This window comes from Pseudomonas fortuita, assembly GCF_026898135.2.
In the GTDB taxonomy this organism is placed as follows: domain Bacteria; phylum Pseudomonadota; class Gammaproteobacteria; order Pseudomonadales; family Pseudomonadaceae; genus Aquipseudomonas; species Aquipseudomonas fortuita.
The window spans coordinates 3,088,109-3,114,119 of the sequence record NZ_CP114035.2; the positions used below are offsets into that span (position 1 = coordinate 3,088,109).

General features: G+C 62.9%; 22 protein-coding genes. 19 read left to right on the forward strand and 3 right to left on the reverse strand.

Annotated elements, in window-relative coordinates; all coding sequences use genetic code 11:
* Positions 1 to 10 precede the first annotated feature (10 nt).
* The 3 genes from OZ911_RS14175 (at position 11) to OZ911_RS14185 (ending at position 4,330) form a co-directional block, all read left to right on the forward strand.
* Positions 11 to 1,165, forward strand: a complete 1,155-nt coding sequence (locus OZ911_RS14175; protein ID WP_016486831.1) for an acyl-CoA dehydrogenase family protein — start codon at positions 11 to 13, stop codon at positions 1,163 to 1,165.
* Positions 1,166 to 1,169: 4 nt separating this feature from the next.
* The gene (locus OZ911_RS14180) at positions 1,170 to 2,858 is read left to right on the forward strand and encodes a class I adenylate-forming enzyme family protein (protein WP_023049166.1); all 1,689 of its coding nucleotides are present in this window, start codon (positions 1,170 to 1,172) and stop codon (positions 2,856 to 2,858) included.
* A gap of 89 nt (positions 2,859 to 2,947) precedes the next feature.
* Positions 2,948 to 4,330: a DUF1329 domain-containing protein gene (locus OZ911_RS14185; protein ID WP_031312508.1), complete on the forward strand. Its 1,383-nt coding sequence runs from the start codon at positions 2,948 to 2,950 to the stop codon at positions 4,328 to 4,330.
* A 47-nt stretch (positions 4,331 to 4,377) separates the two neighbouring features.
* Here OZ911_RS14185 and OZ911_RS14190 read toward each other — a convergent pair whose 3' ends face one another.
* From OZ911_RS14190 to OZ911_RS14200, 3 genes are all read right to left on the reverse strand, one after another.
* Positions 4,378 to 6,507 carry an oxidoreductase gene (locus OZ911_RS14190; protein WP_070086660.1) on the reverse strand — a complete coding sequence of 710 codons (2,130 nt, stop codon included), beginning with the start codon at positions 6,505 to 6,507 and terminating at the stop codon, positions 4,378 to 4,380.
* 82 nt (positions 6,508 to 6,589) lie between these two features.
* Positions 6,590 to 7,420, reverse strand: coding sequence for an alpha/beta fold hydrolase (locus OZ911_RS14195; protein WP_016486835.1), 831 nt, complete (start codon positions 7,418 to 7,420; stop codon positions 6,590 to 6,592).
* 17 nt (positions 7,421 to 7,437) lie between these two features.
* Positions 7,438 to 8,772 carry a spinster family MFS transporter gene (locus OZ911_RS14200; protein WP_023049480.1) on the reverse strand — a complete coding sequence of 445 codons (1,335 nt, stop codon included), beginning with the start codon at positions 8,770 to 8,772 and terminating at the stop codon, positions 7,438 to 7,440.
* 227 nt (positions 8,773 to 8,999) lie between these two features.
* On the opposite strand from OZ911_RS14200, the gene OZ911_RS14205 reads away from it, so the two are divergent.
* The 16 genes from OZ911_RS14205 to OZ911_RS14280 all read left to right on the forward strand — a co-directional run bounded on the left by OZ911_RS14205 (position 9,000) and on the right by OZ911_RS14280 (position 26,004).
* Positions 9,000 to 9,734: an SDR family NAD(P)-dependent oxidoreductase gene (locus OZ911_RS14205; protein ID WP_016486837.1), complete on the forward strand. Its 735-nt coding sequence runs from the start codon at positions 9,000 to 9,002 to the stop codon at positions 9,732 to 9,734.
* A 14-nt stretch (positions 9,735 to 9,748) separates the two neighbouring features.
* Complete coding sequence (locus tag OZ911_RS14210) at positions 9,749 to 10,522, forward strand: SDR family NAD(P)-dependent oxidoreductase (RefSeq protein WP_023049051.1); 774 nt, start codon at positions 9,749 to 9,751, stop codon at positions 10,520 to 10,522.
* A 5-nt stretch (positions 10,523 to 10,527) separates the two neighbouring features.
* Positions 10,528 to 11,157, forward strand: a complete 630-nt coding sequence (locus OZ911_RS14215; protein ID WP_016486839.1) for a nuclear transport factor 2 family protein — start codon at positions 10,528 to 10,530, stop codon at positions 11,155 to 11,157.
* A gap of 9 nt (positions 11,158 to 11,166) precedes the next feature.
* On the forward strand, positions 11,167 to 12,240 hold the full coding sequence (locus OZ911_RS14220) for an alkene reductase (RefSeq protein WP_016486840.1): 1,074 nt from the start codon (positions 11,167 to 11,169) through the stop codon (positions 12,238 to 12,240).
* A 25-nt stretch (positions 12,241 to 12,265) separates the two neighbouring features.
* Positions 12,266 to 14,131, forward strand: a complete 1,866-nt coding sequence (locus OZ911_RS14225; RefSeq protein WP_016486841.1) for a long-chain-acyl-CoA synthetase — start codon at positions 12,266 to 12,268, stop codon at positions 14,129 to 14,131.
* Positions 14,124 to 15,212, forward strand: coding sequence for an MBL fold metallo-hydrolase (locus tag OZ911_RS14230; RefSeq protein ID WP_016486842.1), 1,089 nt, complete (start codon positions 14,124 to 14,126; stop codon positions 15,210 to 15,212). The genes OZ911_RS14225 and OZ911_RS14230 overlap by 8 nt, the downstream gene beginning before the upstream one ends.
* A gap of 71 nt (positions 15,213 to 15,283) precedes the next feature.
* Positions 15,284 to 16,960, forward strand: a complete 1,677-nt coding sequence (locus OZ911_RS14235; protein ID WP_016486843.1) for a DUF1302 domain-containing protein — start codon at positions 15,284 to 15,286, stop codon at positions 16,958 to 16,960.
* Between the two features lie 139 nt (positions 16,961 to 17,099).
* Entirely contained in the window at positions 17,100 to 18,311 is a 1,212-nt protein-coding gene (locus tag OZ911_RS14240) for a thiolase family protein (RefSeq protein ID WP_024717891.1), read from the forward strand.
* Positions 18,312 to 18,316: 5 nt separating this feature from the next.
* On the forward strand, positions 18,317 to 19,264 hold the full coding sequence (locus OZ911_RS14245) for a bifunctional OB-fold nucleic acid binding domain-containing protein/MaoC family dehydratase (protein WP_031312465.1): 948 nt from the start codon (positions 18,317 to 18,319) through the stop codon (positions 19,262 to 19,264).
* 203 nt (positions 19,265 to 19,467) lie between these two features.
* Positions 19,468 to 20,373, forward strand: coding sequence for a VOC family protein (locus tag OZ911_RS14250; RefSeq protein ID WP_060517742.1), 906 nt, complete (start codon positions 19,468 to 19,470; stop codon positions 20,371 to 20,373).
* Positions 20,370 to 21,245, forward strand: a complete 876-nt coding sequence (locus OZ911_RS14255; protein ID WP_023049054.1) for a CoA transferase subunit A — start codon at positions 20,370 to 20,372, stop codon at positions 21,243 to 21,245. Before OZ911_RS14250 ends, OZ911_RS14255 begins: the two co-directional genes overlap by 4 nt.
* A gap of 11 nt (positions 21,246 to 21,256) precedes the next feature.
* Positions 21,257 to 22,054: a CoA-transferase subunit beta gene (locus OZ911_RS14260; protein ID WP_268968682.1), complete on the forward strand. Its 798-nt coding sequence runs from the start codon at positions 21,257 to 21,259 to the stop codon at positions 22,052 to 22,054.
* A 16-nt stretch (positions 22,055 to 22,070) separates the two neighbouring features.
* Positions 22,071 to 22,982, forward strand: coding sequence for an enoyl-CoA hydratase (locus OZ911_RS14265; RefSeq protein WP_024717888.1), 912 nt, complete (start codon positions 22,071 to 22,073; stop codon positions 22,980 to 22,982).
* Positions 22,979 to 24,085: an NAD(P)H-dependent flavin oxidoreductase gene (locus OZ911_RS14270; protein ID WP_016486850.1), complete on the forward strand. Its 1,107-nt coding sequence runs from the start codon at positions 22,979 to 22,981 to the stop codon at positions 24,083 to 24,085. Before OZ911_RS14265 ends, OZ911_RS14270 begins: the two co-directional genes overlap by 4 nt.
* The gene (locus OZ911_RS14275) at positions 24,082 to 24,834 is read left to right on the forward strand and encodes an enoyl-CoA hydratase family protein (protein ID WP_016486851.1); all 753 of its coding nucleotides are present in this window, start codon (positions 24,082 to 24,084) and stop codon (positions 24,832 to 24,834) included. Before OZ911_RS14270 ends, OZ911_RS14275 begins: the two co-directional genes overlap by 4 nt.
* 9 nt (positions 24,835 to 24,843) lie before the next feature.
* The gene (locus tag OZ911_RS14280; RefSeq protein WP_016486852.1) at positions 24,844 to 26,004 is read left to right on the forward strand and encodes an acyl-CoA dehydrogenase family protein; all 1,161 of its coding nucleotides are present in this window, start codon (positions 24,844 to 24,846) and stop codon (positions 26,002 to 26,004) included.
* Positions 26,005 to 26,011: the final 7 nt, after the last annotated feature.

The following is a 26,011-nucleotide window of genomic DNA, read 5'->3' on the forward strand; positions in this document are numbered from 1 at the left end:
GAGTGTGAACATGAGTCTGGTGTATAGCGAAGAGCAACGCCTGTTGGCCGACAGCGCCCGCGAATTTCTCGCGGCGCGCAGCCCGGTGGCGGCGCAGCGGCGCCTGCGCGACGAGGCAAGCGTGCCAGGGTATGACCCGCAGCTGTGGCAAGAAGCCGTGGGTCTGGGCTGGAGTGGCATTCCATTTCCCGAGGCGTTGGGCGGGCTTGAATTCGGCTGCATGGGCCTGGGGCCGATTTTCGAGGCCATGGGCAGAAACCTCTCGGCTTCACCCTTGTTGTCCAGTGTGGTACTCGGTGGCTCGCTGATCCATCTGGCTGGCGGCGCGGCGCAACACGACCAGTGGCTGACGGCGGTGATCAGTGGCGAGCGGCGCCTGGCCCTGGCACTGGATGAAAAACCGCGCCATGCCCCTGAGCACACGGCACTGACGGCGACGGCCGAGGCTGGTGGTTATCGTCTGGATGGCGAGAAATTCTTCGTCATCGATGGCCTGGGCGCCGATGCCTACCTGGTAGCGGCGCGCACCAGTGGCCGCGCGGGTGAGAAGCAGGGCATCAGTGCATTCCTGATCCCGGCGAACACCCCGGGCTTGCAGGTCAGCGCATTGACGCTGATCGACTCGCGCAATTGCGCGCGGCTGCGTCTGAGTGCCGTGCAAGTGGGCAGCGAAGCTTTGCTCGGTACGCTCGGTGGGGCTTGGTCGGTGCTGGACGAGGCGCTGGACCGGGGACGTGCTTGCCTGGCCGCCGAGTTGCTCGGCGCTGCCGAGCAACTGTTTGCCATGACCCTGGAATACCTCAAGACCCGCGTGCAGTTCGATGTCCCCATCGGTTCGTTCCAGGCCCTGCAACATCGGGCCGCGCGCTTGCATGTGGAGTTGCAGCTGGCCCGCAGCGCGGTGATGGCGGCGTTGGCCGCACTCGATGACAACGCGTTGAGCGCGGCCGAGCGCGGGCGGCTGGTGAGCCTGGGCAAATGGAAGGCCGGCGAGGTGGCCGCCCAGGTCAGCAATGAGGCGGTACAGATGCACGGTGGCATCGGTGTCACCGATGAGCTGGACGTCGGCCTTTACCTCAAGCGGATTCGCGTGGCCCAGGCGTGCCTGGGTGACAGTGACTTCCAGTGCGCGCGCTACGCCGCTTTCGCGTCTTTGGAGAGCTAAGAACATGAAGCTGGAACAGTGGCGCAACGCCTGGCAGCAATTGATTGGCCCTGGTTCGCCGTTCGAGGTGGTGTCTTCGCCCAACGACGGCCTGCGGTATTTTCGCCATGCACCTGCGAACTTGCTCGAAGCCATCGATGCGGGCCGTGCGCACGGTGACCGTGAGTTTCTGGTGTGGGAGCAGCAACGGCTGACGTTCGCCGGCTTTTTCGATCAGGTCGACCGCCTGGCTGCGCAACTGGCGCAGCGCTTCGGGGTAAAGCAGGGTGATCCAGTGGCCATTGCCATGCGCAATCAGCCTGCCTGGCTGGTGGCCTTTGTCGCGGTGCAGCGTTGTGGCGCGGTGTGCGTGCCGTTGAACAGCTGGGGCCTGCGTGACGAATTGTTCCATGGCCTGCAAGACAGCGGTGCGCAGGTGCTGGTCTGTGACGAACAACGCCTGCAATTGCTGACCAGCGATCTGCTCGCACAGCGACTGGTCAGCATTGTGGTTGGCATGCCGGCGGGGCAAGCATTATCGGCCAACTGCCAGCGTTTCGAAGATCTGATCCAGGGGCCGCTGCTGGCGCTGCCGGCCATCGAGATCAATCCGGCTGACCCGGCGCTTATCCTCTATACCTCTGGCACCACCAGCCGGGCCAAGGGCGTGCTGTCCAGCCATCGGGCCATTTGCCAGGCACTGGCCGCGCTGGAGTTCCAGTCGGCGTTCTGCGCCGTGAGTTCGCCCGAGCGTATCCAGGCGGTAATCGCCAGCGGCTTGGCGCCGACCAACCTGATGGCGGTGCCGCTGTTCCATGTCAGTGGCCTGCACGCCCAGTTTTTGCTGGGGCTGCGCAGCGGCCGGCGCTTGTTGCTGATGTACAAATGGGACGTGGACAAAGCCTTCGACCTGATTCGCGACGAGCGCTGCACCCAGTTCAACGGCGCACCGGTAATGATGCAGCAATTGCTTGGCTCGCCGCGGTTTGCCAGCACCGACAGCGACAGCCTGTACGGCCTCGGCCTGGGCGGGGCGGTGGCTTCCAGCCGGCTGCTGGCGCACATCAGCAAGCGCAAGCCCCATGCGATTGGCGGCAGTGGCTATGGCTTGACCGAAAGCAACGGCATCGGTGCCGCGGTGGGCGGCGATCAGTTCGTCTACAAGCCCGACTCGGTGGGCTGGCCGCTGCCGATCGTAGATGTATGCATCGGCCCGGACCCGTACTCACCGCTACCCGCGGGGCGCAGCGGTTTGATCTGGCTACGTTCGCCGACCCTGATGAGCGCCTACTGGCTGTTGCCCGAAGCCAGTGCCGAGACCTTGCGCGACGGTTGGCTCGACACCGGTGATATTGGCCATCTGGACGACGAGGGCTTTCTGTACATCACCGACCGTGCCAAGGACCTGATCAACCGGGCGGGCGAGAAGATATCCGCCAGTGAAGTGGAGTCGTGTATCTGCGAAATGCCTGGCGTGACCGAGGCGGCCGCCTTTGCCCTGGACGATGAGGAACTGGGCGAGCGCCTGGCCCTGGTATTGCGCAGCGAACTGCAGCCAGCGCCTACCCCGGAGCAAGTGTGCGCCTTTATCGGCCAGCGCCTGGCGGCCTACAAGGTGCCAGCCGAGGTACACCTGCGCCGCGATCCGCTGCCGCGTAATGCGTCGGGCAAGGTGATCAAGGCGCAACTGAAGGAATCATTGGTCGGCGCCTGACTGATTAGTCTTTCCGGACGATGTACTCCCCCGCAGATCAGGAACAATGGAGGTACCCCAGTAGTCCTGGTCTGCGAAGGAGCCAACCGATGAAAATAACAACAAAAGGCGTGATGTTCGTAGCTGCAGTGGCCGCCAATGTCGGCCTGCAAGGCAACGCACTTGCGCAAGTGTCGCCTGAAGAGGCTGCCAAACTCGGCAAGGAACTGACCTGTGTCGGTGCCGAGAAAGCCGGTAATGCCGAGGGTACCATTCCGCCCTACACCGGCAAGTACCTTGGCGAAGTGCCGGGCTGGAACCATGTGAAGTTCTCTGGCGATCAACCGGTCGACCCTTACGCCAACGAAAAGCCCATCCTGGTGATCACCGCGCAGAACATGGGCCAGTACGAGAGCCATTTGACCGAAGGCCAGAAGGCCCTGCTCAAGCGCTATCCCACCAGCTACAAAATGAACATCTACCCGGGCCATCGGGACTTTCGTTACCCGGACTACGTCTGCGAGCGGGCGATGAAGAACGCCTTGAGCGCCAAGCTGGTCGACGACGGCATGGGCATCGAGGGGATTGGCCAAGTCCCGTTCCCGATTCCGAAAAACGGCATGGAACTGCTGTGGAATCACCAGTTGCCGGCACGGGCCTACACCGAAGAAAAGGTCAGCGACCTGGCTTCGGTGTTGCCAAACGGCAGCATCGGCTGGGGCCGCGCCTATGCGCGCAACCTCTCGCAAGCCAACTCACCGACCGTCGAGCCAAAAACCGAAGGCCAGATACAAGCCATGAGCTGGAACACCACCTTGAAGCCGGTGCGCGACAACGGTGTGGTGAGTATTTCGCAAGAGCCCTATAACTTCCTCGCCAACCCTCGCCAGGCCTGGAGCTACAGCCCGTCTACCCGGCGTGTGCGGCAACTGCCTGGCTACGGGTACGATCAGCCGATGATCGGCACCAACGGGACCATGACGGTTGACGAAGACCGTCTTTACAACGGTTCGCCCGAGCGCTTCAACTGGACGCTGATCGGCAAGCGCGAAGTCTACGTGCCGGCCAACGCCTTCAAACCCAATACCGGTGACATCAAGTACGCCGACATGCTTACCCCCAACCACCCCAACCCCGACTACATGCGCTACGAGCTGCGCCGTGTGTGGGTGCTTGAGGCCAAGCTGAAAGAAGGCTACCGCCATGTATACGGCAAGCGTGTGCTGTTTATTGACGAAGACACCTGGAACGCGGTGGTTTCGGACAACTATGACAGCCGTGGTGCGTTGTGGAAGCACGCGATGATCAACTACTACTACCACCCGGACATGAGCGCCTGGCAGGCCGGTTCGCAGTTCTTCATGGACCTGAACTCGGGCCAGTACACCGGCTACGCCATGACCAACGAATCGAAGAAAGGACCGATTCTCAACGAAGCCAAATTCACCCCGGACATGTACACCGCCGATGCGGCGAGGGCGATGGGGCGGTAACGACAAAGCCAAAAAAACCCCAGGTAGAACCTGGGGTTTTTTTGGCTTCAGGCTTCTCGCCCAGCGCGATTGCCGGCGGCGATGGCGCCTTCGATGTAACCCAGGCTCTGACAGTCACCAATGCTGACGACCTTCAACCCGGCACTGCTCAGTGCATCGCTCAGGCGGGTATCAGGCGTCGCACCACTGGCCAGCACCATCGAATCACCGCGCACCTCGGCAGCTTCACCTTCGGCTGTCTGATAGCGCACGCGGTTACCGTCGATGGCGGTAACGCTCACCCCGGTCAGCAGCTGCCCACCGTGCACACGGATGCCATGCAGCACCCGCCAACGCCGCACAATCGCCAGTTCCCGGCCCAGGTGGCCGCTGTTTTCCAGCACACACACCTGACGCCCACGTGCAATCAGGAACTCCGCCAGTTCCAGCCCCACCAGCCCACCGCCGACAATGATCACGCGTTTGCCCAGGGGCATCCACACGCGTGACAGCTTTTGCATGGCGTCGGTGCTGTCGGTGACGCCGATCAGGTTGCCGGCCTTCATCAGGGTGCGTTGCGTCAGCGACAGCTTGCGCCGGGCGATCTCTTCGGCACGGTCGCCGGTCATCAGCCGGCGCAGTTCATCACCACTCCAGACATGATCCTGCTCGGCGCCTGGGATGCCCGGTGCGGCGCGCTGTGCGCCGGTGGCCACAATCACTTGATCGACGCCCAGGTCGCGCAGCAAGGCTGCATCCACCGTACTGCCCATGCGTACATCGATGGGCAGTTGCCGCACCTGGTACAGCAGGTTGTCGAGCAGGCGTCCGTTTTCGGGGTAGGCGAGGGCAGCAAAGAACAGGGTGCCGCCCAGGCGGTCACTGCGCTCGAGCAGCGTCACGCGATGGCCGCGCAAGGCCGCCACGCGCGCGGCTTCCAGGCCCGCCGGGCCACCGCCGATCACCGCCACATGTTGCGGGGCTGCAACCGGAGTGATGACGCGCTCGCTTTCATGCCCGGTTTGCGGGTTGACCGCGCATTTGACCCGCTCGTTGATAAAGATCTGGCTGACACACACGTAGCAGTAAATGCACGGTCGAATGGCCTGCAGCTCACCGGCCTGCAGTTTGTTGGGCAATTGTGGGTCGGCCAGCAACTTGCGGCCCATGGCGATGAAATCACACTGGCCGGCGGCAATCGCGGCGTCGCCGGTTTCTGGTTCGATACGCCCGACGGCAATCACCGGAATGCTTACGCATTGCTTGATGGCCGCTGTCCATTGGAGAAAAGCCCCGGGCTTTTGCACCAGCGGCGCTTCGGTAAAGGCCACGCCGCTACTGGTCATGGCGTAGGCCGAGACACTGACTGCATCGGCGCCGGCGCCCTCAGCCAGGCGAGCAACCGCCTTGGCATCGTCGAGGGTGATGCCACCGGGGGTCAGCAGTTCTTCGGCATCCAGCCGCAGCCAGACGCCAAAGCCGGTGCCAACCCGCGTGCGTATGGCGGCCAGGACCTCAAGCAGCAAGCGCGCACGGTTTTCCACTGTGCCACCGTATGCGTCTTCACGGCGGTTGTAATACGGCGATAAAAAGCCGGCGATGATGTAGTTGTGCGCGGCATGGATTTCCACACCGTCGAACCCGGCGCGATGTGCACGCTCGGCAGCGGCTGCGAACCATTCGACCATCTGTGCGATGTCGTCCTGGTCCATCACCCGCATCTCGATCCTGCCTTTGCGACCGCGTACGGCGCTGACAAAGGAGGCGAGTTCTTCCGGGGTCAAGACCTGCATCATGTCGGAGGTACTGGCCGGGGGCAACGACGGCACCCACAGTGGCCGGCCCGCAGCCATGTCCCGTATGGCGTTCTTGCCGGCGTGCTGCAGCTGCATGGCGATCTTTGTACCGTGCCTGTGCACGCGTTCAGCCAGTTGGGCAAGGCCCGGGATGAATTCATCAGAAGAGACACCGACCTGGTACGGCTCGGCGGTACCGGCCGGGAAGGCGACGGCGCACACCCCCATGATCAATAGCCCGGCACCGCCTTCGGCACGTGCTTCGTAGTAGGCCTGGATACGTTCGCCACAGTGCCCGTCGGATTCGGCGAAGTTGGAGCCCATGGGCGCCATGATGATGCGATTACGCAGTTGAAGGGGGCCGATGCGGCCAGGCGCAAGCAAGTGGGAGAGTTTTGTCATTGTTATGTCAGCCCTTGGTAGAAGCCAGTCGATACGACAGCGGCCAGGTTGCTGCTGTCGCAAGGTACGTTGCGTACGACGACTAGGCTTGGCGCAGGAACTCGAGGCAGGAACGGTTGAACAACTCACGGTGCTCCACCTGAACCCAATGTCCACAGCGATTGAGCAGAATAAAGCGGGCGTCAGGGGCGTTGTCGAGCACTTTCATCGCGCCACCGACCGGGTTGAAGTTGTCGTTGGTGCCCCAGAACCCCAGAATCGGTACCCGCAGCTCCTCGAGGCGCTCGGTCATGTTCGGCACCATCATGGTCGAGAACAGGCAGTGCGGCTGGTATTTGGCCACGGCAACGCGTTCGGCCAGCAGGCTGTCGGGCAGTTGCGAGGCATCGAACAGCTGCAGGCTCATGATCTGGCGCATTTTGTCGATGTCGAGCGGGCCGGCATTGAACAGCTCGACCATGCGCTGAATACCGATCTTCTTGAAGTAGGTTTCGCGCTCTTCGACACCGCCCGGGGCCATCAGGATCAGCTTGTCGAGCAATTGCGGTTCGGCCAGCCCCAGGCCAATGGCGATGGCGCCACCCAGGGAATTGCCGAGCAGGGTACAACGTTGCACTTCAAGGGCCTTGAGCAAGCCGGACACGGCGTTGACGAAGAAATCCAGGTTGTACTGGACGTTGTCGGGCTTGTCCGAACGGCCGAAGCCGGGCAGGTCGATCACCAGGTTACGAAAGCCGGCCGCAACGAAGTCGGGGTAGTTGCCCTTGAAGTTGCTGTAGCCACTGGCGCCCGGGCCACTGCCATGCAACCACACCACGACGGGGCCGCTCCCTTCGTCGAGGTAATGCAGGCGCAGGCCGTTGTCGAGGGTGACGAAGTGGCCGATAGGCAACGGTAGGTCTTGTTCTGACATCTTCGAATCTCCATTGATCAGGCAGTTACGGCATTTTCAGGGGTGGCAGTCGGTGCAGCCGATCGCTGCAGTTGGGCGCGGTAGCGGGGCAGGGCCATGCCCAGGAATACGGTCGAGAGCATCAGCATCGAAATGGAGGCGGCCAGGGCGTAGCGCAGCGCTTCGGTGCCGAGGGACGGGGCGAGCAGATCGCTGAGTACGCCGATCAACAGCGGGCCAACGCCGACACCCAGCAGGGTCATGGCCATGACGAAGATTGAAGTTGCCTGGGCCAGGCGCGCAGCCGGGAACAAATGTGTGACGGCGCCCAGGCACGGGGTCGCCCACCAGGTACCAAAGAAGGCAAAGCCTGCATAGAAGAGGAATGCGGTCGGCACCGGGGTGCTGCCCAGATGGAACAGAATGCCGGTTGGCCAAAGGAAGTACGCCAATGCGAACGGGATACTGACCAGGGTGGCTAGCAGCGGGACGCCGATCTGCCAGCCGGCATCACGGCGAGCCATGCGGTCGGAGATTATGCCGCAGGCCAGAGTGCCGAAGGTGGCACCGCTGCCGCCCACTACGCCGACCAGAAAACCTGCATCCTGCAGGTTCAAACCGTGGGAGCGGATCAGGAAACTCGGGCTCCAGGTGCCAATCGCATAGCCGGCGATGGCGCTGGACGCGCCGGTCAGCACCAGCCAAAGGAACGATGGGGTTTCCATCAGCTTGGCCACCGTCTTCGCCCAGCCTTCTTGAATGACTTCGACCTTGGTATGCACTTCGCTGGCAATTTTCGGCGCACGGACCGTGAGCCACAGCAGCAGCCCCAGCAGGATGCCCGGTAGACCAATGATCACAAACGCCGAGCGCCAGCCATAATGCTGGGCGATCCAGCCACCAAAACCGAGGCCGAATATGGCGCCGAAGCTTGAGCCAAGCATCAGGATGGACAGCGCAGTGGAGCGATTTTTTGCTGGGTAAAGCTGCGAAATCATCGCCACCGAAGGCGCCGTGCCGCCCGCTTCACCAACGGCTACGCCGATCCGCGCCAACACCAGCAGCCAGAAGCTGGTGGCCAGGCCACAGGCCATGGTCATCACACTCCAGGCAATGCAGCAGGCGGCGATAACCGGTTTCGGCCCGATACGGTCGGAAAGCCGGCCCAGGGGGAAGCCGAACAGGGTATAGAACACCGCAAATGTCACCCCCGAGAGCAGGCCGATGCCCGTGTCGGAAATGCCGAACTCCGCCTTGACCGGCTCGATCAGGATCGCCATCAACTGCCGGTCGATGTAGTTGAAGATGTAAATCACGGCCAGCACGAACAGTGCGTAGTGGCTACGCCAGGTAACGCGGTTGGAAGAGTTCACGACGGGTGCTCCCGGTTTTGTTCTAGTGAGCAGGAGCGTGGCGCCGATCACGCTCGGGCACATCGTCCATTCAGACCACTTGCTTGCGGCACAGCGGGCAAGCGCGGCTGCGTAGTCTTATCGGACGATGTTGCGGTTTTGTACAGGGTTAATGATTTGTCCCGTGCTCGATCATCCAGCGCGTTGTGCCGGTGATCGGGGAAGCCAAGGCTTGCGGGAGATCAACGATGAAGTTAGCGAACAAAGTGGCCCTGATCACGGGCGCCGGGCAAGGCATGGGGCGGGCGATTGCCCAGCGCTTTGCCGAGGCCGGCGCGCGGGTGGTGGCGGTCGACATCAACCTGCAGGCTGCCGAGCAGACGATCGAAGGGCTCGGTGAGCACGCCCTGGCGCTGGCGTGCAACGTCGCCGACAGCGACTCGGTGGCGGCGGCGATGCACAGGCTGGAAGCCCGTTTCGGCGCCCTCGACATCCTGGTGAATAACGCCGGTGTCGGTTCAGTCGACAGCTTTGTCGACACCCCGGACGCGCATTGGCAGCGGGTCATTGGGGTCAACCTCACGGGCACCTTCCTGTGCAGCCGTGAAGCGGTGCGGCTGATGCAAAAGCACGCCATTCAGGGCGTGGTGATCAATATTTCCAGCACCGCCGCGATGACTGGCGAAGGCCCAAGCCATTACTGCGCGGCCAAAGCCGGCGTCATGGGGCTGACCCGCAGCATGGCGCGGGAGCTGGCCGCCAGCGGCATCCGCGTCAACACCTTGGTGCCCGGCCCGACCAACACACCGATGATGGCCGACATCCCCGATGAGTGGCTGCAGGGCATGCTCAAGGCAATCCCCTTAGGCCGTATGGGCGAGGTCGATGAGATCGCCCGCGCCGCCGTGTTTCTGGCCAGTTCCGACGCCAGCTTCATCACCGGTCAGAACCTCGCCGTCAACGGCGGCATGGCCTTCATTTGAACCGGGAGCAGGCAATGAGCACACGACTTCAAGGCAAGATCGCCTTCATTACCGGCGCCAGCTCCGGGATTGGTGCCGCCACCGCCCGACGCTTTGCCCAGGAGGGCGCCACCGTGGTGCTCTGCGGGCGTAATCAGGCGCCATTGGAAGCTGTGGCCAGCACCATTCGCGAAGCAGGTGGCAAGGCCCATTGGCAGGTCGTCGATGTCAGCGACGAGCAAGCCTTTGTCGGCGCAATCGAGGCCGCAGCGCAGCAGCATGGCCGCCTGGACATCCTGGTCAACAACGCCATGGCCTACACCTGGGGTGCCATCGACAGCACCAGCACGGGCGACTGGCACGCCAACTTCCGCACCACCGTGGACGGCACGTTCTGGGGCACGCGCACGGCCATGGCGCTGATGAAAGCCCAAGGCGGCGGCGCCATCGTCAACATCGCCTCGATCTGCGGGTTGTTTGGTACGCCCTGGATGGCCGGCTACTCGGCAGCCAAGGCCGCAGTGATCAACTTCAGCCGAGCTGCAGCCAGCGAAGGGGCGGCCAACAGGATTCGCTGCAACGTGGTGGTCCCGGGCGTCATCGAAACCCCGGCAACCGCGAGCATGCTGGCCGACGCCAAGGCCCGTGGCAACACCGAGAAACTGATCCCGCTGCGCCGTATCGGCCAGGCGCAGGAGGTAGCCAACGCGATTCTGTTCCTGGCAAGCGACGAAGCGTCCTATATCACCGGCGCGTGTGTGCCGGTGGATGGCGGGCGCAGCTCGGAACTCTACACGGTGCTGGAGTGATGAGCATGGAACCGAACACGTTGTTGGCACGCATCGACCGGCTTGAGTCGATTGAGGAAATTCGTCAATTGGCGGCCAAGTACTCGCTGTCGCTGGACATGCGCGACCTCGATGCCCATGTCAATCTGTTTGCCGAAGACATCCGCGTTGGCCGCGAAAAGACTGGCCGTGCGCATCTGAAAGCGTGGGTCGATGCCACCTTGCGCGATCAGTTCAGCGGTACCTCGCATCACCTGGGCCAGCACATCATCGAACTGCTTGACGCCGACAATGCTGTTGGCGTGGTGTATTCCAAGAACGAGCATGAGACCGGCCCCGAGTGGGTGACCATGCAAATGCTTTATTGGGATGACTACCAGCGCATCGATGGCCGCTGGTACTTCCGTCGCCGCCTGCCGTGCTACTGGTACGCCAGCGACCTCAACAAGCCGCCGATCGGCGAGCGAAAGATGCGCTGGCCAGGGCGTGAACCCTATGCCGGCAGCTTCCACGACCTGTTCCCGTCGTGGGCCGAGTTCTGGGCCCGGCGCCCGGACAAGGAGCAACTGCCTGATGTTGCCCCGGCCGCGCCCCTTGAGCACTTTCTAGCCACCCTGCGACGCGGTGCTGCGGCACCGAAGATTCGTGTGCGCTGAGGACTCGCGATGAGCATATTGTTTGAACCCCTGCGCCTGGGTGAGCTGGAGCTGAGCAACCGCATTGTCATGGCGCCGATGACCCGCAGCCGCGCCAGCGTACAGGCCGTGCCGACAGCTGAAATGGTCGACTATTACCGCCAGCGCGCCAGTGCCGGGCTGATCATTGCCGAAGGCACCGCACCGTCAGCCGAGGGGCTGGGCTATTGCCGCACACCGGCCATTTACGACAGCGCGCAGATCGAGGGTTGGCGCCAGATCACCCGCGCGGTGAGCAATGCCGGCGGGCGCATGGTGTTGCAGTTGATGCACGTGGGCCGCGCCGCCAGTTGGCAAAACAAACCGGCGGGGGCACGGACCGTCGCCCCATCGGCGATACGCGCCCGCACCCAGGTGTTCTGCGATGGGGCCGGCCTGGTCGATACCGATGAGCCTCAGGCGTTGAGCCTTGAGGACATTGACCGCGTGATCGAGCAATACCGGCGCGCAGCCCTGAACGCCCGCGAAGCCGGCTTCGAAGGGGTCGAGCTGCATTGCACCAGTGGTTACCTGCCGATGCAGTTCATGGCGTCCGGCAGCAACCAGCGCAGTGATGGCTATGGTGGCGCAGCAGCCAACCGTGTGCGTTTCCCGGCCCAGGTGTTGGCCGCGATGGCGGCGGCAATCGGCTCGGGGCGCGTAGGTTTTCGCTTGTGCCCGGGTAACCCTTACAACGACATCAGCGACGCTGACCCGGCCGGCACTGCACAAGCCTTGTGTGAGCAAGTCGAGCCGCTTGGCCTGGCTTACCTGCACATCATGCGCTCGCCGCTGGCCACACTGGATGCCTTTGCCTTGGCGCGCAGCCATAGCAGCAGCGGGTTGATCCTCAATGACGGTTTCGACGGGCCTTCGGCCGCTGCGGCAATAGAAGCTGGGCAGGGCGCCGCAGTGTCGTTCGCCCGCCACTTTATCGGCAACCCGGACCTGGTCGAACGCCTGCGTGCCGGCCTGCCCCTAGCCGGTTTCGACCGCAAGACACTCTATACGAAAGGATCGCCTGGCTATTCGGATTATCCGACCCACGCCCAGGCGACTGCATGAACAGCCGGTTTTATCGGAGGTAGGGATGAACAATTTCAATAACAACGCAAGCCTGCTGTCCAGTGTTGATCGCGGGGTTGTGCCCCGCGAACAAACCCAGGCCATCCTTGATCGCCGGGCCGAAGCTGCCGCGCGGATCAAACCTGCGGATCGCTATACCCTGGCGGATCGCCTCGAAGAACAGGCGCAACGCCACGGCGAGCGGCCTTTCGTCATTTATGGCGATCAGCGCTTGAGCTACGCCCAGGTCAACGCCCGGGCCGACCAACTGGCTCACGTATTTCATTCCCGTGGCCTGCGCCCCGGCGATGTCTGCGCGCTGGCCATGGAGAACCGCCCGGCGTTTTTCTGCTGCTGGTTTGGCCTGGTCAAGCTCGGTGTGGTGGTGGGCTTCGTCAATACCCAGGTCAGTGGCCGGCCGCTGGTGCACGCGCTGGAGGCAATCGACGCCAAAGCGATGCTCGTCGGCGAGGAAGTGCTGGGCAACGTTCTGGCAACCGAAGGCCTGCCGCCGCTGCCGCTGTTGCTGGTCGAAGAAGCCGAGCAAGCGTGGGCCGGGGCAATGCCTGCACAGGTTGACACCGGCCTGGCCGAAGCATTGGCCAATGCCCCGTGCACGCCATTCCCGCGTGACCTGCGTGCCGACCTGCGCGCCGAGTCGCCGAGCCTGCTGATCTTTACCTCGGGCACCACCGGTTTGCCGAAAGCCGCGCGTTACAGCCATATGCGCTGGATGTCGACGGGCGACATCATGGAAGTCACTCTGCAGACCACGCCCGGCGATGTGTTCTATTGCTGCCTGCCGCTGTACCACGGCGCAGCGGCCACTTCAGTGACGTCAACCGCGCTGAAAACAGGTGCGGCGATCGTGGTGCGGCGCAAGTTCAGCGTCCGCGAATTCTGGAAGGACGTGCGCGAGCACCGCATCAGCGTGTTCCAGTACATCGGCGAGATCTGCCGCTACCTGCTCAACCAGCCCAAGGCGGCCGGCGAACGCGACCATGGCCTGCGCTGCATGCTCGGCGCCGGGTTGACGCGCGAGACCTGGCAGAACTGGGTGCAGCGTTTCGGGCCGATCCAGGTGTTCGAGGGCTGGGGTTCTACCGAGTCCAATACCAACGTGGTCAACGTCGACAACTATGTGGGCGCCTGCGGGCGCATACCGTTCTGGGACAAGAGCAACCTGCGCCTGGTGCGCTATGACGTTGAAACCGACAGCCATCCACGCGACGAGCACGGTTTTTACCAGCTCTGCGAAGTGGGTGAAGTGGGTGAAGCCCTGGGCTTGATCATCGACCACCCGCAGATCGGCGGCGGCCGCTTCGAGGGTTACACCTCGGCCGAGGCAACCGACAGCAAGATCCGCCGCAATGTCTTGCGCCCAGGGGATGCCTATTGGAGTTCGGGCGACCTGCTGCGTTATGACGAAGACGGCTACCTGTACTTCATCGACCGCATCGGTGACACCTTTCGCTGGAAGAGCGAGAACGTCTCCACCCTGGAGGTGGCGGCTGCGCTGGGGGATTTTGCCGGGCTCGAGCTGATCAACATCTACGGTGTGCAGGTGCCCGGGCAAGAGGGGCGCGCCGGCATGGCGGCGGTGCTGATGCAGCCTGGCCAGCCATTTGACCCTGAAGCGTTCTATGCGCTGACCGAGGTGCGTTTGCCACGCTATGCGGCGCCGGTGTTCGTGCGGGTGTCAGCGGCGGCTGACCTGACCAGCACCTTCAAATTGCGCAAGGTCGACCTGCAGCGCCAGGGCTACGCGCCGACGGCGTTCAGCGACCCGCTGTTCATCCGTGACGAAAGCAGCCGCAGCTATGTGCCGTACAGCACCCACGTGCTAAGGCGCATTGGCCTGGCCGCTTTTGCGGGTGACGTCAGTGAGTAGCCTGGATGCCCAGGGGCACGAATGGCGCGCAGGCCTGCGCTTCCCCTGGCCGCAGCCACCAGCCAATGGCGAGGTTCAGCAGGTTGCCGAAGGGCTGTTGTGGCTGCGCATGCCGCTGCCGTTCGGGCTTGACCACATCAACCTGTACCTGCTGCGCCACGGCGAGGGCTGGGTGGCGGTCGATACCGGGCTCAACAACACGCAGACCCGCGACATCTGGGAAGCGCTGTTTGTGACGGTGTTGGGTGGTTTGCCGCTGCTGGCGGTGATCTGCACGCACTTTCACTCGGACCATGTCGGGGTGCTCGGCTGGTTGACCGAGCGCTTCCGCTGCCCGGTGTTCATGAGCGCCAGTGAATATCAGGCGATGCACCAGCTGCGCGCGCCAGGTGACACCAGCACTAGCTGGGCGTTTTACCAGCATTACCAGCGCGCAGGCTTCAACCAGGAACAGACCGCAGCATTGTTCCCGTTGCTGGGCTCCGCGCACTTTCGGCCAGAGGTGCCCACCAGTTTCCGGCGCCTGAGTGAAGGCACACAACTGGTGATAGGCGGGCGCCGTTGGCAGGTCCTGATCGGCCGCGGCCATTCGCCCGAACATGCCTGCCTGTACTGCGCCGAGGACGGCCTGTTGATTTCCGGTGACCAGGTGCTGCCGCGCATCACCTCCAGTGTCTGCGTGCAGGTCACCGAGCCCGATGCCGACCCATTGCGCGACTGGCTGGATTCGGTCGAGCGCTTGCGGGAGGTGCCCGATAGCGTGCTGGTGCTACCGGCGCATGAACGGCCGTTTTACAACCTGCATCTGCGCCTTGATCAACTGCGCGCGCACCACCTGGGGCACTTGCAGCAACTGTTGGCCGCCTGCACCGCGCCGCGCAGTGCCGTGGAGCTGATGGCCGAGCTGTTTCCGAAGGTGAAGGGGCGCTTCGATGAATTGATGGCGATTGGCGAGACCCTGGCGCATGTCAATTACCTGATTGCGCAGGGGCAACTGGTGCGTGAAGAAACAGCCGGCGTGTTCCGCTACGGGCGCACGCCCGAGGGTGTCAACGTTCAGTCGGTGCTAGGGCAGCTGTGAGTGGGCTGAGGCTAACGAGTGGTGTTCTTGCACTTTTGCGCGACCGTCAGGTCGTTAATCGGAGAGGCAGTGTGACTAATAAAAACAACAAATATGGTGCTGGCCCAGCTGTATCGGGTTTCGAATTATCGGGTCTGGTGGTGGCAACCGCATTGGTTTGCACACCCGCATGGTCTGGTGAAACGATCGAGTTCGACAACGGCACGACAATCGACTGGACGGTGACCACCAGCTACGGCCTGGGGGTTCGCCTGTCGAACCCGTCAAGCAAACTGTTGACACCCAACGCCGATGATGGCGATCGCAACTTCGACAAGGGCAGCCTGGTGACCAACCGGATCGGCGCCCTGGCCGAGATGATCGTGCGCAAGGACAACTACGGCGGGGTGCTGCGCGCCAGTACCTTCTACGATGATGTTTACCATCGTTCCAACGACAACGACTCACCGGGCACGGTCAACAAGGCTGGCGACCATAACGAGTTCACCAGCGACACCAAATATTACAGCGGCGGGCGCAGCAAGTTCCTCGATGCTTATGTGTTCAGCGGCTGGCGCTTTGACAATGGTTCGATGCTCGATGTGAAGGCCGGGCGCCATATCGAGTCGTGGGGCGAAAGCTTGTTCTACCCCGGCGTCAGTGGTGTACAGAACCCGTCCGATGCGGTCAAGGCCGCGCAGCCCGGGGTCGAGGTCAAGGAAGTGCTGTTGCCGGTCGGCCAGGTGTCGGCGTCGTATCGCTTGAACCCGCAGTGGACCTTGGGCGCTTACGTGCAATACGAATGGATGGGCACGGAATTGCCGCCGGTGGGCAGCTACCTGTCCACCAGCGATGTGGTCGGGCCAGGACGAGAATTTCTCATCGGGGCCAATGGTACGCGCATCAACTACCAGGGCACCGATGAACCGCGTGACAGCGGTCAGTGGGGGGCTCAGATACGCTTTCGACCCGTGCCCGCCCTGGAACTGTCATTGTTTCATGTCAATTATCATGACAAGAACCCAGCCACTGCCCTGGTGGGTTACCGGGCCGTCCCGGCCGGGCCAGGCGTGTTCTTCGGCACGCCAGATGGCTACCGCATTACCTACTTTGAAGACATTAAGCTGACCGGGATCAGTGCCTCGACCAAAATCGGCGAGACCCAGATCGGTGGCGAGTGGTCGTATCGCGACGGTGCTCCAGTGATGGTCAACACCGGCCTTGGCCCCACGCCTGCGCGTGGCAAGGGCCAGCAAATGCAATTGTCGGCGATCCGTATTCTGGGTGACCGGCCTTGGGCGAGCCAGACCTCGCTTACCGCCGAGATCGTGCATGTGCGTGTCGACAGCGTGGACGAAGCCTCGGCCGCGCCGAACCTGCTGGGTTTAGGCAACAGCCTGATTCCGTCCATGCGGCCGCTGGTGCAACCGTCCGACGACTACACCTACAAGACCTCGACTGGCTGGCGCAGCAAGACTGCCAGTGCCTACACCCTGGGTGCGTCTTTCAGCTACCCGGGCGTGTTCGAAGGCTGGGACCTGGAAGTGCCGGTGAACTTCTCCAACGTGTTCAGTGGTGCCACGCCGATGGCCGGGACCATCTCCGGGTTGCAGGGTGATCGCCGGTTGAGCCTGGGCGCCACCTTCAAGTACCTGGGCAACCTGGAAGTCGCCCTGCGGGTTACCGGCTACCTGGGCGACGCTGACCCGGTCAAGCGCCTGCTGGCAGACCGCGACTACGGTACATTCTCGGTCAAATACAGCTTCTGATTAGCGCGCCGGCGTCAGGTGTGAGTCAACCCTGACGCTGGCCGCTGTTCTAGTCAAAATGGACGATCACTCGCCACGGCACCTGTGGCATGGTCGCAAGACAAAAACCTCAAGCACACAGCCTTCGAGTGGGGGATACATGGGTCTTAAAGGTCATGCGGCGATTGTCGGCGCCGCGCAATACAAACCCGAGAAGTACGCCACAGCGCCGCGAATGTTCCATCTTGAGCAAGTGGCCGACCTGGCAGCGCAGGCGCTGCACGACGCCGGCTTGCGTGCCGACGACCTCGATGGCCTGGTGATCAATGGCCCGCACTTCCACGAAGCTTCGGTGTTCGTGCCGGCCATGGCCGCTGAATACCTGGGTTTGTCTGTTAATTTCGCCGAAGTGGTCGACCTTGGTGGTTGTACCGCAGTGGGTATGGTCTGGCGCGCGGCCGCGGCGATCGAGCTGGGCCTGTGCCAGGCGGTGCTGTGTGTGATGCCGGCGCGCCTGGCGCCGATGGGCCCCGACGAAGATCCCGGGGCAATGGCCCGCGCCATGCGTTACGGCGGTCACAGTACCGCCTTTGGCGCGCCAGAGGCGGAGTTCGATCTGCCTTACGGCCACATGGGCCAGAACACCGGCTACGCCATGATCGCCCAGCGCTACGCCGCGCAGTACGGTTACGACCCGGTGGCCATGGCCAAGATTGCCGTTGATCAACGTACCAATGCCTTGGCCAACCCCCAGGCGATGTTCCATGGCCAGCCGTTGACGATCGAGCAGGTGCTGGCGAGCAAGCGTGTGGCTGATCCTTTGCACGTACTCGAGATTGTCATGCCGGTGGCCGGTGGCGCGGCATTGATCATTGCCTCCAAAGAAGTGGCCGCACGTGCACGCAAGCGCCCGGCATTCATCACAGGCTTCGGTGAGCACCTGGCGTTCAAGTCACCTTCGTATGCCCAGAACATGCTCAACACCCCGATTGGGCCTGCTTCGCGCCGCGCCTTCGAGATGGCCAGGCTCAAACCGGGCGATGTCGATGCGGCGCAGATCTATGACTGTTACACCATTACCGCGTTGCTGACCCTGGAGGACGCCGGCTTCTGTGCCAAGGGTGAGGGCATGCAGTTTGTTCGCGAGCATGACCTGACCTGGCGCGGCGATTTCCCCATGAACACCCACGGTGGCCAGTTGAGTTTCGGCCAGGCCGGCGCTGCCGGGGGCATGTCACAGGTGATCGAGGCTGTCACGCAGATCACCGGTGAGGCGGGGGAGCGCCAGCTTGAACGCTGCGACGCTGTCTACGTGTCCGGCACCGGTGGCGTGATGAGTGAGCAGGCCGCGTTGATACTTCAGGGAGCATGACCCGCATGTCGAACAATAAGCCAATGCCGGTGCCGACTGAAATTTCCGCGCCGTTCTGGGAAGGCCTGAAGGCACAGCGCCTGTTGATACAACAGTGTAATGCTTGTGAACACTGGGTCTTCTACCCGCGCAGGCACTGCCCGCAGTGCCTGGCCCATGACCTGAGCTGGCGCGAAGTCAGTGGTAGCGCCACCCTGTACAGCTTCACCGTGGCACGCATTGCCACGTTGCCGGATTTTGCCGATGAGATGCCACAAAAGCTGGCCGTCATCGAACTGGACGAAGGCGTGCGAATCAACACCACCCTGGTGGGGCTTGCAGAGGATCAGATCCGCATCGGCATGCGGCTCAAACCGGTGTTTGCCGAAGTCGACGCCAAGGGTACGCGTTTACTGCGCTTTACCGGTCCGGACCAGGACAGCACGGCGCTACAGCGCTACAACGGCGTGCCTCAGGCGCAACCGCCGGAGCAGGGTGAAGCAGCATCTGTGCGCTTGGTCGCCATGGATGATGAGGTGGTACTGCAGAGCCTGGTCAATGAAACCTTCAGCCCCTGGAGCAACCAGATTGTCATCGATCAGGCACTGATCGATGCCTTCGCCGCGCTGTCGGGTGATGACTACTGGATTCACACCGATCCGCAGCGTGCACGCAAGGACAGCCCGTTTGGCGGCACCATTGCCCACGGCGCGCTGGTACAGGTGTTGCAGTCGCGGCTCAAGCTGGCGCTGGGTTATGAGATCACCGGTTTCAGCACCATGGTCAACTACGGCTCCGACCGCCTGCGCTTCCCGGCGCCGGTGCCGGCGGGCTCGCGGGTTCATGCACGGGCCAGGGTCAAGCAGGTGGCGCGGGTCAAGCGCGGCACCCAGTTGACCCTGGAGGTGAATACCCACGTCGTCGGCAGTGATCGGCCCTCGGTCATCAACGACCTGGTAATCCTGTACATGTAACCCCTCCGAAGGCGCGAGATTGCCCTGCGATGCGATGCGATGCGTTGTGCCTGCGCATCACTGTCGCGGGGCAAGCCTGTTTCCACCGCCTGCATTTCAGTACTCCCGATAGATCAACTGCTTAGTCTCAACGGACGATGAGCACCAGGCCTGCCCTCAGCACAATGAAGACCAACAACGGTCCAGTCATTGAGGAGCAGGGCATGATGGATATCCGGGGGCTGAGCTACTTTGTCGCTCAAATCGAAAACCTCAGTCAGTGGCAACGTTATGCCGAAGACGTGCTGGGCATGATGGTGGTGCCCGCGCCCAGTGGCGGACTGTACGTGAAGATGGACGATCGGCCGTTTCGCATGCTCATCGTCGAAGGCGCCAAGGCAGGGTACCTGGCCTCAGGCTGGGAGCTGGCCAGCGAGCGGGCATTCAACGCCGCATTGCAGGCACTGGAGCAAAACGGTGTGCGCTGGCAAGCAGGTTCTGCCGCCGAGATCGAGCAGCGTGGCGTACAGGCACTGGTGAGTGTCCTGGACCCCTCCGGCAACCGCCACGAGTTGAGCTGGGGGCACCGTTCCGATTGCCTGCCGTTCATTTCGCCGCAAGGCGTACCGGGTTTTGTCACCGGCGACATGGGCCTGGGCCATACCGTGTTGCCGGCCCCGGACTTTGACGCGACCCTGGCCTTCGTCAAGGACGTGCTGGGCTTCGAGCTGTCGGACATCTTCAACTTTCGCCCCGACCCGGCAGCACCGCCAATCCGCATTCACTTCCTGCATTGCCGCAACAGCCGCCATCACTCGCTGGCGCTGGCGGAGTACGCGGTGCCTTCAGGCTGCGTGCACGTGATGGTGGAAGTGGGTTCGATGACTGAAGTGGGCCGCGCCCATGACCGGCGCCTGGCCCATCACGTGCCGCTGTCGGCGACCCTCGGTCAGCACCTCAATGACCGGATGACCTCGTTTTACATGAAGACCCCGTCCGGCTTCGACCTGGAGTACGGCTACGGCGGCCTGCAAGTGGACTGGGCTGAGCACTCGGCCTTCGAATTTACCCGGGTAAGCCTGTGGGGGCATGACTTTTCCGTCGGCCAACAGCAAGGAGATGTGCAATGAACAAGCAAATGACGGCGGCCGATGCCGTGGCGCACCTGCGCGATGGCATGACCATCGGCTTCGGCGGCTGGGGGCCACGGCGCAAGCCGATGGCGGTTGTGCGCGAGATTCTGCGGTCCCCCGTCAAGGACCTGACCGTGGTCGCCTACGGTGGCCCGGAAGTGGGCATGCTGTGTGCGGCGGGCAAGGTCAAGAAGCTGGTGTTCGGCTTTGCCACCCTCGATGCCATTCCGCTGGAACCCTATTACCGCAAAGCCCGCGAAGCCGGTGGCCTGGAGTTGCTAGAGGTGGATGAAGGCATGTTCCAGTGGGGCCTGCGTGCAGCGGCCATGCGTTTGCCGTTTCTACCGACCCGCTGCGGCCTGGCCACCGATGTCACACGGTTGAACCCTGAACTTAAAACCATCCAGTCGCCGTATGACGACGGTGAAGTGCTGCTGGCCATGCCCGCCCTGAACCTGGACGTGGCGTTTGTCCACGTCAACGTCGCCGACCGCCTGGGCAACACCCTGGTGACCGGCCCAGACCCGTATTTCGACCACCTGTTCGCTCGCGCGGCCCAGCAGTGCTTCGTGTCTTGCGAGCAATTGCACGAACGACTGGAACTGACCACCGAACAGGCACGCTGCAACACCTTTGAGCGGTACCTGGTCAGTGGCGTGATCCATGCACCGTTCGGCGCCCACCCGACCGCCTGCCAGCCCGAGTATGGCTGGGACCTGAGCCACCTCAAACGCTATGCCGCCAGTGCCGGTGAAGAGGGCGGCTGGCAGGCCTATGTTGCGCAGTATGTGGCGGCCGGTGAGCGGGCTTATCAAGAGCAGAACGGCGGTGCCGAACGCATGGGCTCCCTGGCCCTGCCAGTATTCTGAGGAGGATGAAAATGTCGACTACCTGTGAATTCACCCTCGCGGAACTGATGATTGTCGCGGCCAGCGAAGCCTGGCGTGACAACGGCGAGCTGATCGCCTCGGGCCTGGGCGTGATCCCGCGCCTGGGCGCCAGCCTGGCCAAACTCAGCCACAGCCCGCAACTGCTGATGACCGACAGCGAGGCCTACCTGGTCGAAGAACCGATCCCGTTGGGGCCGCGTGGCGATCATGTGCCCAAATATTCGGGCTCGCTGACCTTCGAACGGGTGTTCAAGTGCGTCTGGGGTGGCCGCCGTCACGCCATGATCGGCCCGACGCAGATCGACCGCTGGGGCCAGAGCAACCTTTCTTGCGTGGGCGATTACCACAAGCCCAAGGCCGCAATGCTGGGTGTGCGCGGCTTGCCCGGCAACAGCATCAATCACATCAACTCGTTCTTTGTACCCAACCATAACACCCGCGTGTTCGTCAGCGGCGAAGTGGACATGGTCTCCGGTGTCGGTTTCAAGGCCGACCGCTGGCCAAAAGGCGTACGTCGCGACCTGATGGACATCCGCCTGATCATCACCGACTTGTGTGTGATGGATTTCGACGGCCCGGACCGCGCGGTGCAGGTGCGCAGCCTGCACCCGGGGGTGAGCTTTGAGCAGGTGCAGGAAAACACCGGTTTCCCGCTGCTCAAGTCAGCGTCGCTGAAAGAAACCGTACACCCGACGCCTGAGCAACTGGCGCTGATCCGTCGGCTCGACCCCCATGATCTGCGCAGTTCGGCGATCAAGGGCAACCCGGCTGGCATACGCCTGGCGTAAGGCGAGGGACATGAGCATGAACAGCCCTGACAGTGAATTCGTCGAGCGTGCAGACCACTCGGTGTACGAAACGCAGGAACCGGTGTTGTACAGCGTGGCAGAGGGTATCGCCACGCTGACCATGAACCGGCCAGGCTTCAACAATGCGCAGAACTCGCAGATGACGTATGCGCTGGATGCGGCGCTGCGCCAGGCTGTCAACGATGATGCGGTCAAGGTCATTGTACTGCGCGGGGCGGGCAAGCATTTTTCGGCCGGCCATGACATTGGCACGCCCGGGCGCGATATCAACAAACCGTTCGAGCGTGCACACCTCTGGTGGGATCACACCAACAAGCCCGGCGCCGAGCAGCTGTATGCCCGCGAGCAAGAGGTGTACCTGGGCATGTGCCGGCGCTGGCGTGAGCTGCCCAAGCCGACCATTGCCATGGTCCAGGGTGCGTGTGTGGCCGGTGGGCTGATGCTGGCCTGGGTGTGCGACCTGATCGTGGCCAGCGATGATGCGTTTTTCCAGGACCCCGTGGTACGTATGGGCATTCCGGGGGTGGAGTATTTTGCCCACCCGTATGAACTGAACCCACGCATCGCCAAGGAGTTTCTGTTCACCGGCGATCGCATGAGTGCCGAGCGTGCCTACCAGATGGGCATGGTCAACAGGGTAGTGCCCCGTGAGGAACTGGAGCAGGGCACCTATGCGCTGGCGGCCGGTATTGCCCGGCAGCCGCGAATGGGCCTTGCGCTGACCAAGCAGGCCATTAACCACGTCGAGGATCTGCAGGGTAAACGCACGGCGATGGACGCCGCCTTTGCCTGGCACCACTTCGCCCATGCCCACAACGAACTGCTGTCGGGTGACAAGCTGGGCGGCTTCGATGCCAAGGCCATGGCCCAGGCCAACAAGGCTGCCGCCAGTGGAGAGCAGGCATGAGCCGCTGGTTGTGTACGCCACTGACCGAAGCCTTGGGCTGCCGCTACCCGATCGTGCAGACCGCCATGGGATGGGTGGCAGACGCCAACCTGGTGATTGCCACAACCCGCGCCGGTGGTTTCGGTTTTCTGGCCGGGGCCACGATTGCGGCCGATGCCCTGGAAGGCGAGATCAACAAGGTAATTGCCGCCACCGGTGGCAGCAATTTCGGCCTGAACTTCCATATGTTCCAGGAAAACGCGACCCAATGCGTTGACCTGGCGATTCGCTACCGCTTGCGGGCGGTCAGTTACGGACGTGGCCCGGACAAACAGACCATCGCCCGCTTCAAGGCTGCCGGGGTGCTGTGCATCCCGACGGTGGGTGCACTCAAACACGCCCTGAAGGCGGTGGAGCTGGGCGCGGACATGATCACCATCCAGGGCGGCGAGGGCGGCGGGCATACCGGTGGTGTGCCCAGTTCGATCCTGTTGCCCCAGGTGCTCGCGGCGGTGTCGGTCCCGGTAATCGCCGCAGGTGGTTACTCCACCGGCAGAGGCCTTGCCGGCGCGCTGGCGACCGGCGCTGTGGGTATTGCCATGGGCACGCGCTTTTTGATGACCCGGGACTCGCCTACGCCGTCGAGCACCTTGGTGCATTACCTCGAGGTCAACGACCCGCAACGGGTGCGGGTGACCACGGCGGTAGATGGCATGCGCCACCGCATGATCGAGAACCCGTTTATCAACCGCCTGGAGCAGGCCGGGTCTTTCGGGCGCCTGTGCATCGCGTTGCGCAGCGCCTGGAAATGGAAGCAGCAAACCGGAATGAGCCTGAGCCATCTGTTCGGTGTGCTGCGCCAGGCACTCAAGGAAGACCCCGGCGCGCTGTCGCAAACGCTGATGGCCGCCAACCAGCCGGTACTGCTGCAGCGTTCGATGATCGACGGTGTTCCGGACGAAGGCATTCTGCCCAGCGGCCAGGTAGCCGCCGCCATTGGCGAACTCAAGAGTTGCCAGCAAGTGATCGAAGAAATTGCCCAGGAAGCCGAACGCTGCCTGGAAGCCCTGTTGGCCTGCCGTAGCGAGCATCAGCCTGCCGAACTTTGGAGAACACCCTCATGAGTCAAGCATTTACCACACAGATCGAGGCGGGCATTGCCGAGCTGGTGCTGGCCAAACCGCCGGTCAATGCCCTGGGCAGCCAGGAGTGGATGGACCTGGCCCATCAGGTCGAAGCCCTGGGCGCCAACCCCGACGTCCGGGTAATCGTCATCCGTGCCGAAGGCCGTGGTTTCTGCGCCGGTGTCGACATCAAGGAACTGGACGCCCACCCCGAACGCATCGTAGCGGTCAACGCCGGTAATTATGCGGCGTTCAAGGCGGTGCATCGCAACCCTGTGCCGGTCATCGTCGCCGTGCACGGCTTCGTCCTCGGTGGTGGCGTCGGCATTACCGGTGCTGCCGACATTGTCGTGGCCTCAGAGTGCGCCACCTTTGCCTTGCCCGAAGTTGACCGTGGGGCCATGGGCGGCGGCGCGCACCTGCAGCGTTTGTTCCCGGTGCAGAAGGTTCGTTATCTGTTCTTCACCGGCGACAAGATCGGCGCCGCCGAGGCTGCGCAGTATGGCTTCATCGAGCGCGTGGTGCCCAAAGAGCAGCTGCGCGAAACCGCGCTGGAGATTGCCGCCAGAATCGCTGCCAAGAGCCCGGTGATGATCGGTATCGCCAAGGAAGCCCTGAACGGTATCGAGGACGGCAACCTGGAAGACAAATACCGCTGGGAGCAGGGGCTGACCCTGCAGGCCTACACCAGTCCGGATTCTGCGCAAACCCGCCGCGCCTTCGTCGAAAAACGCGACGCCAAGTTCTGAGAGAGTGCCATGGAACTAGCTTATACCCCCAAACAGAAGGCCTTCCGTGAGGAAGTGCGTGAATGGCTGGCGGCCAATCAGCCGACTACGCCGCTGGCCAACTACGACACCCGGGAAGGATTCGAGCAGCATAGGGCCTGGGAGGCGAAGCTGTTCGAGCAGCGCCTGTCGATGGTCATGTGGCCCAAGGCCTACGGCGGGCGCGGTTGCGACCTGATCGAGTGGCTGATTTTCGAGGAAGAGTACTACGGCGCAGACGCACCGATGCGTATCAACCAGAACGGTCAGCTGCTGCTCGGCCCAACGTTGATGGAGTTCGGTACCGAGGCGCAGAAGCAGCGCTTCCTGCCGCGCATGGCGTCCAGTGTCGACATGTGGGCCCAGGGCTGGTCCGAGCCCAATGCCGGCTCCGACATGGCCGCGATCACCAGCAAGGCCATCCGTGATGGCGATCACTATGTGCTCAACGGGCAGAAAACCTGGTCCAGCCGCGCACTGTTTGCCGACTGGCTGTTTGGCCTGTTCCGCAGCGACCCGGCCTCGACCCGGCACAACGGCTTGTCGTTCGTGATGGTGCCGCTCGATGCCCCGGGCGTGACCATCCGGCCGATCAAGGCGCTGAACGGCAAGAACACCTTTGCCGAAGTGTTTTTCGACGACGTGCGCGTGCCGGTTGAAAACTGCATTGGTGCCGAAGGCCAGGGCTGGCATGTGGCGATGGCCACCGCCGGCTTTGAACGAGGTTTGCTGTTGCGTTCGCCGGCACGCTTCCAGGCCACGGCGCGCAAGTTGATACAGCTGTACAACGCCAACCGCCAGAGCGCCGACCGCGACCCGAGCATCCGCGAAGCGGTTGTCGAGGCCTGGCTGGGCGCTGAAGGCTACGCGCTGTCGTCCTATCACACCGTCGGGCGCTTGAGCCGTGGCGCGCAAATCGGCGCCGAGTCGAGCATCAACAAGATCATCTGGTCGGAGCTCGACTTGAAGATGCACGAAACCGCCATGCGCATCCTGGGTGCGCACGGGGAGTTGTTGAGCAGTGCTGCGCAAGCGGTCGAAGGCGGCTGGCTTGATGGCTTCCTGTTCGCCCAGGCCGGGCCGATCTACGCCGGCACCAACGAAATCCAGCGCAACATCATCGCCGAGCGCATGCTCGGCCTGCCGAAATAGGAGCCGG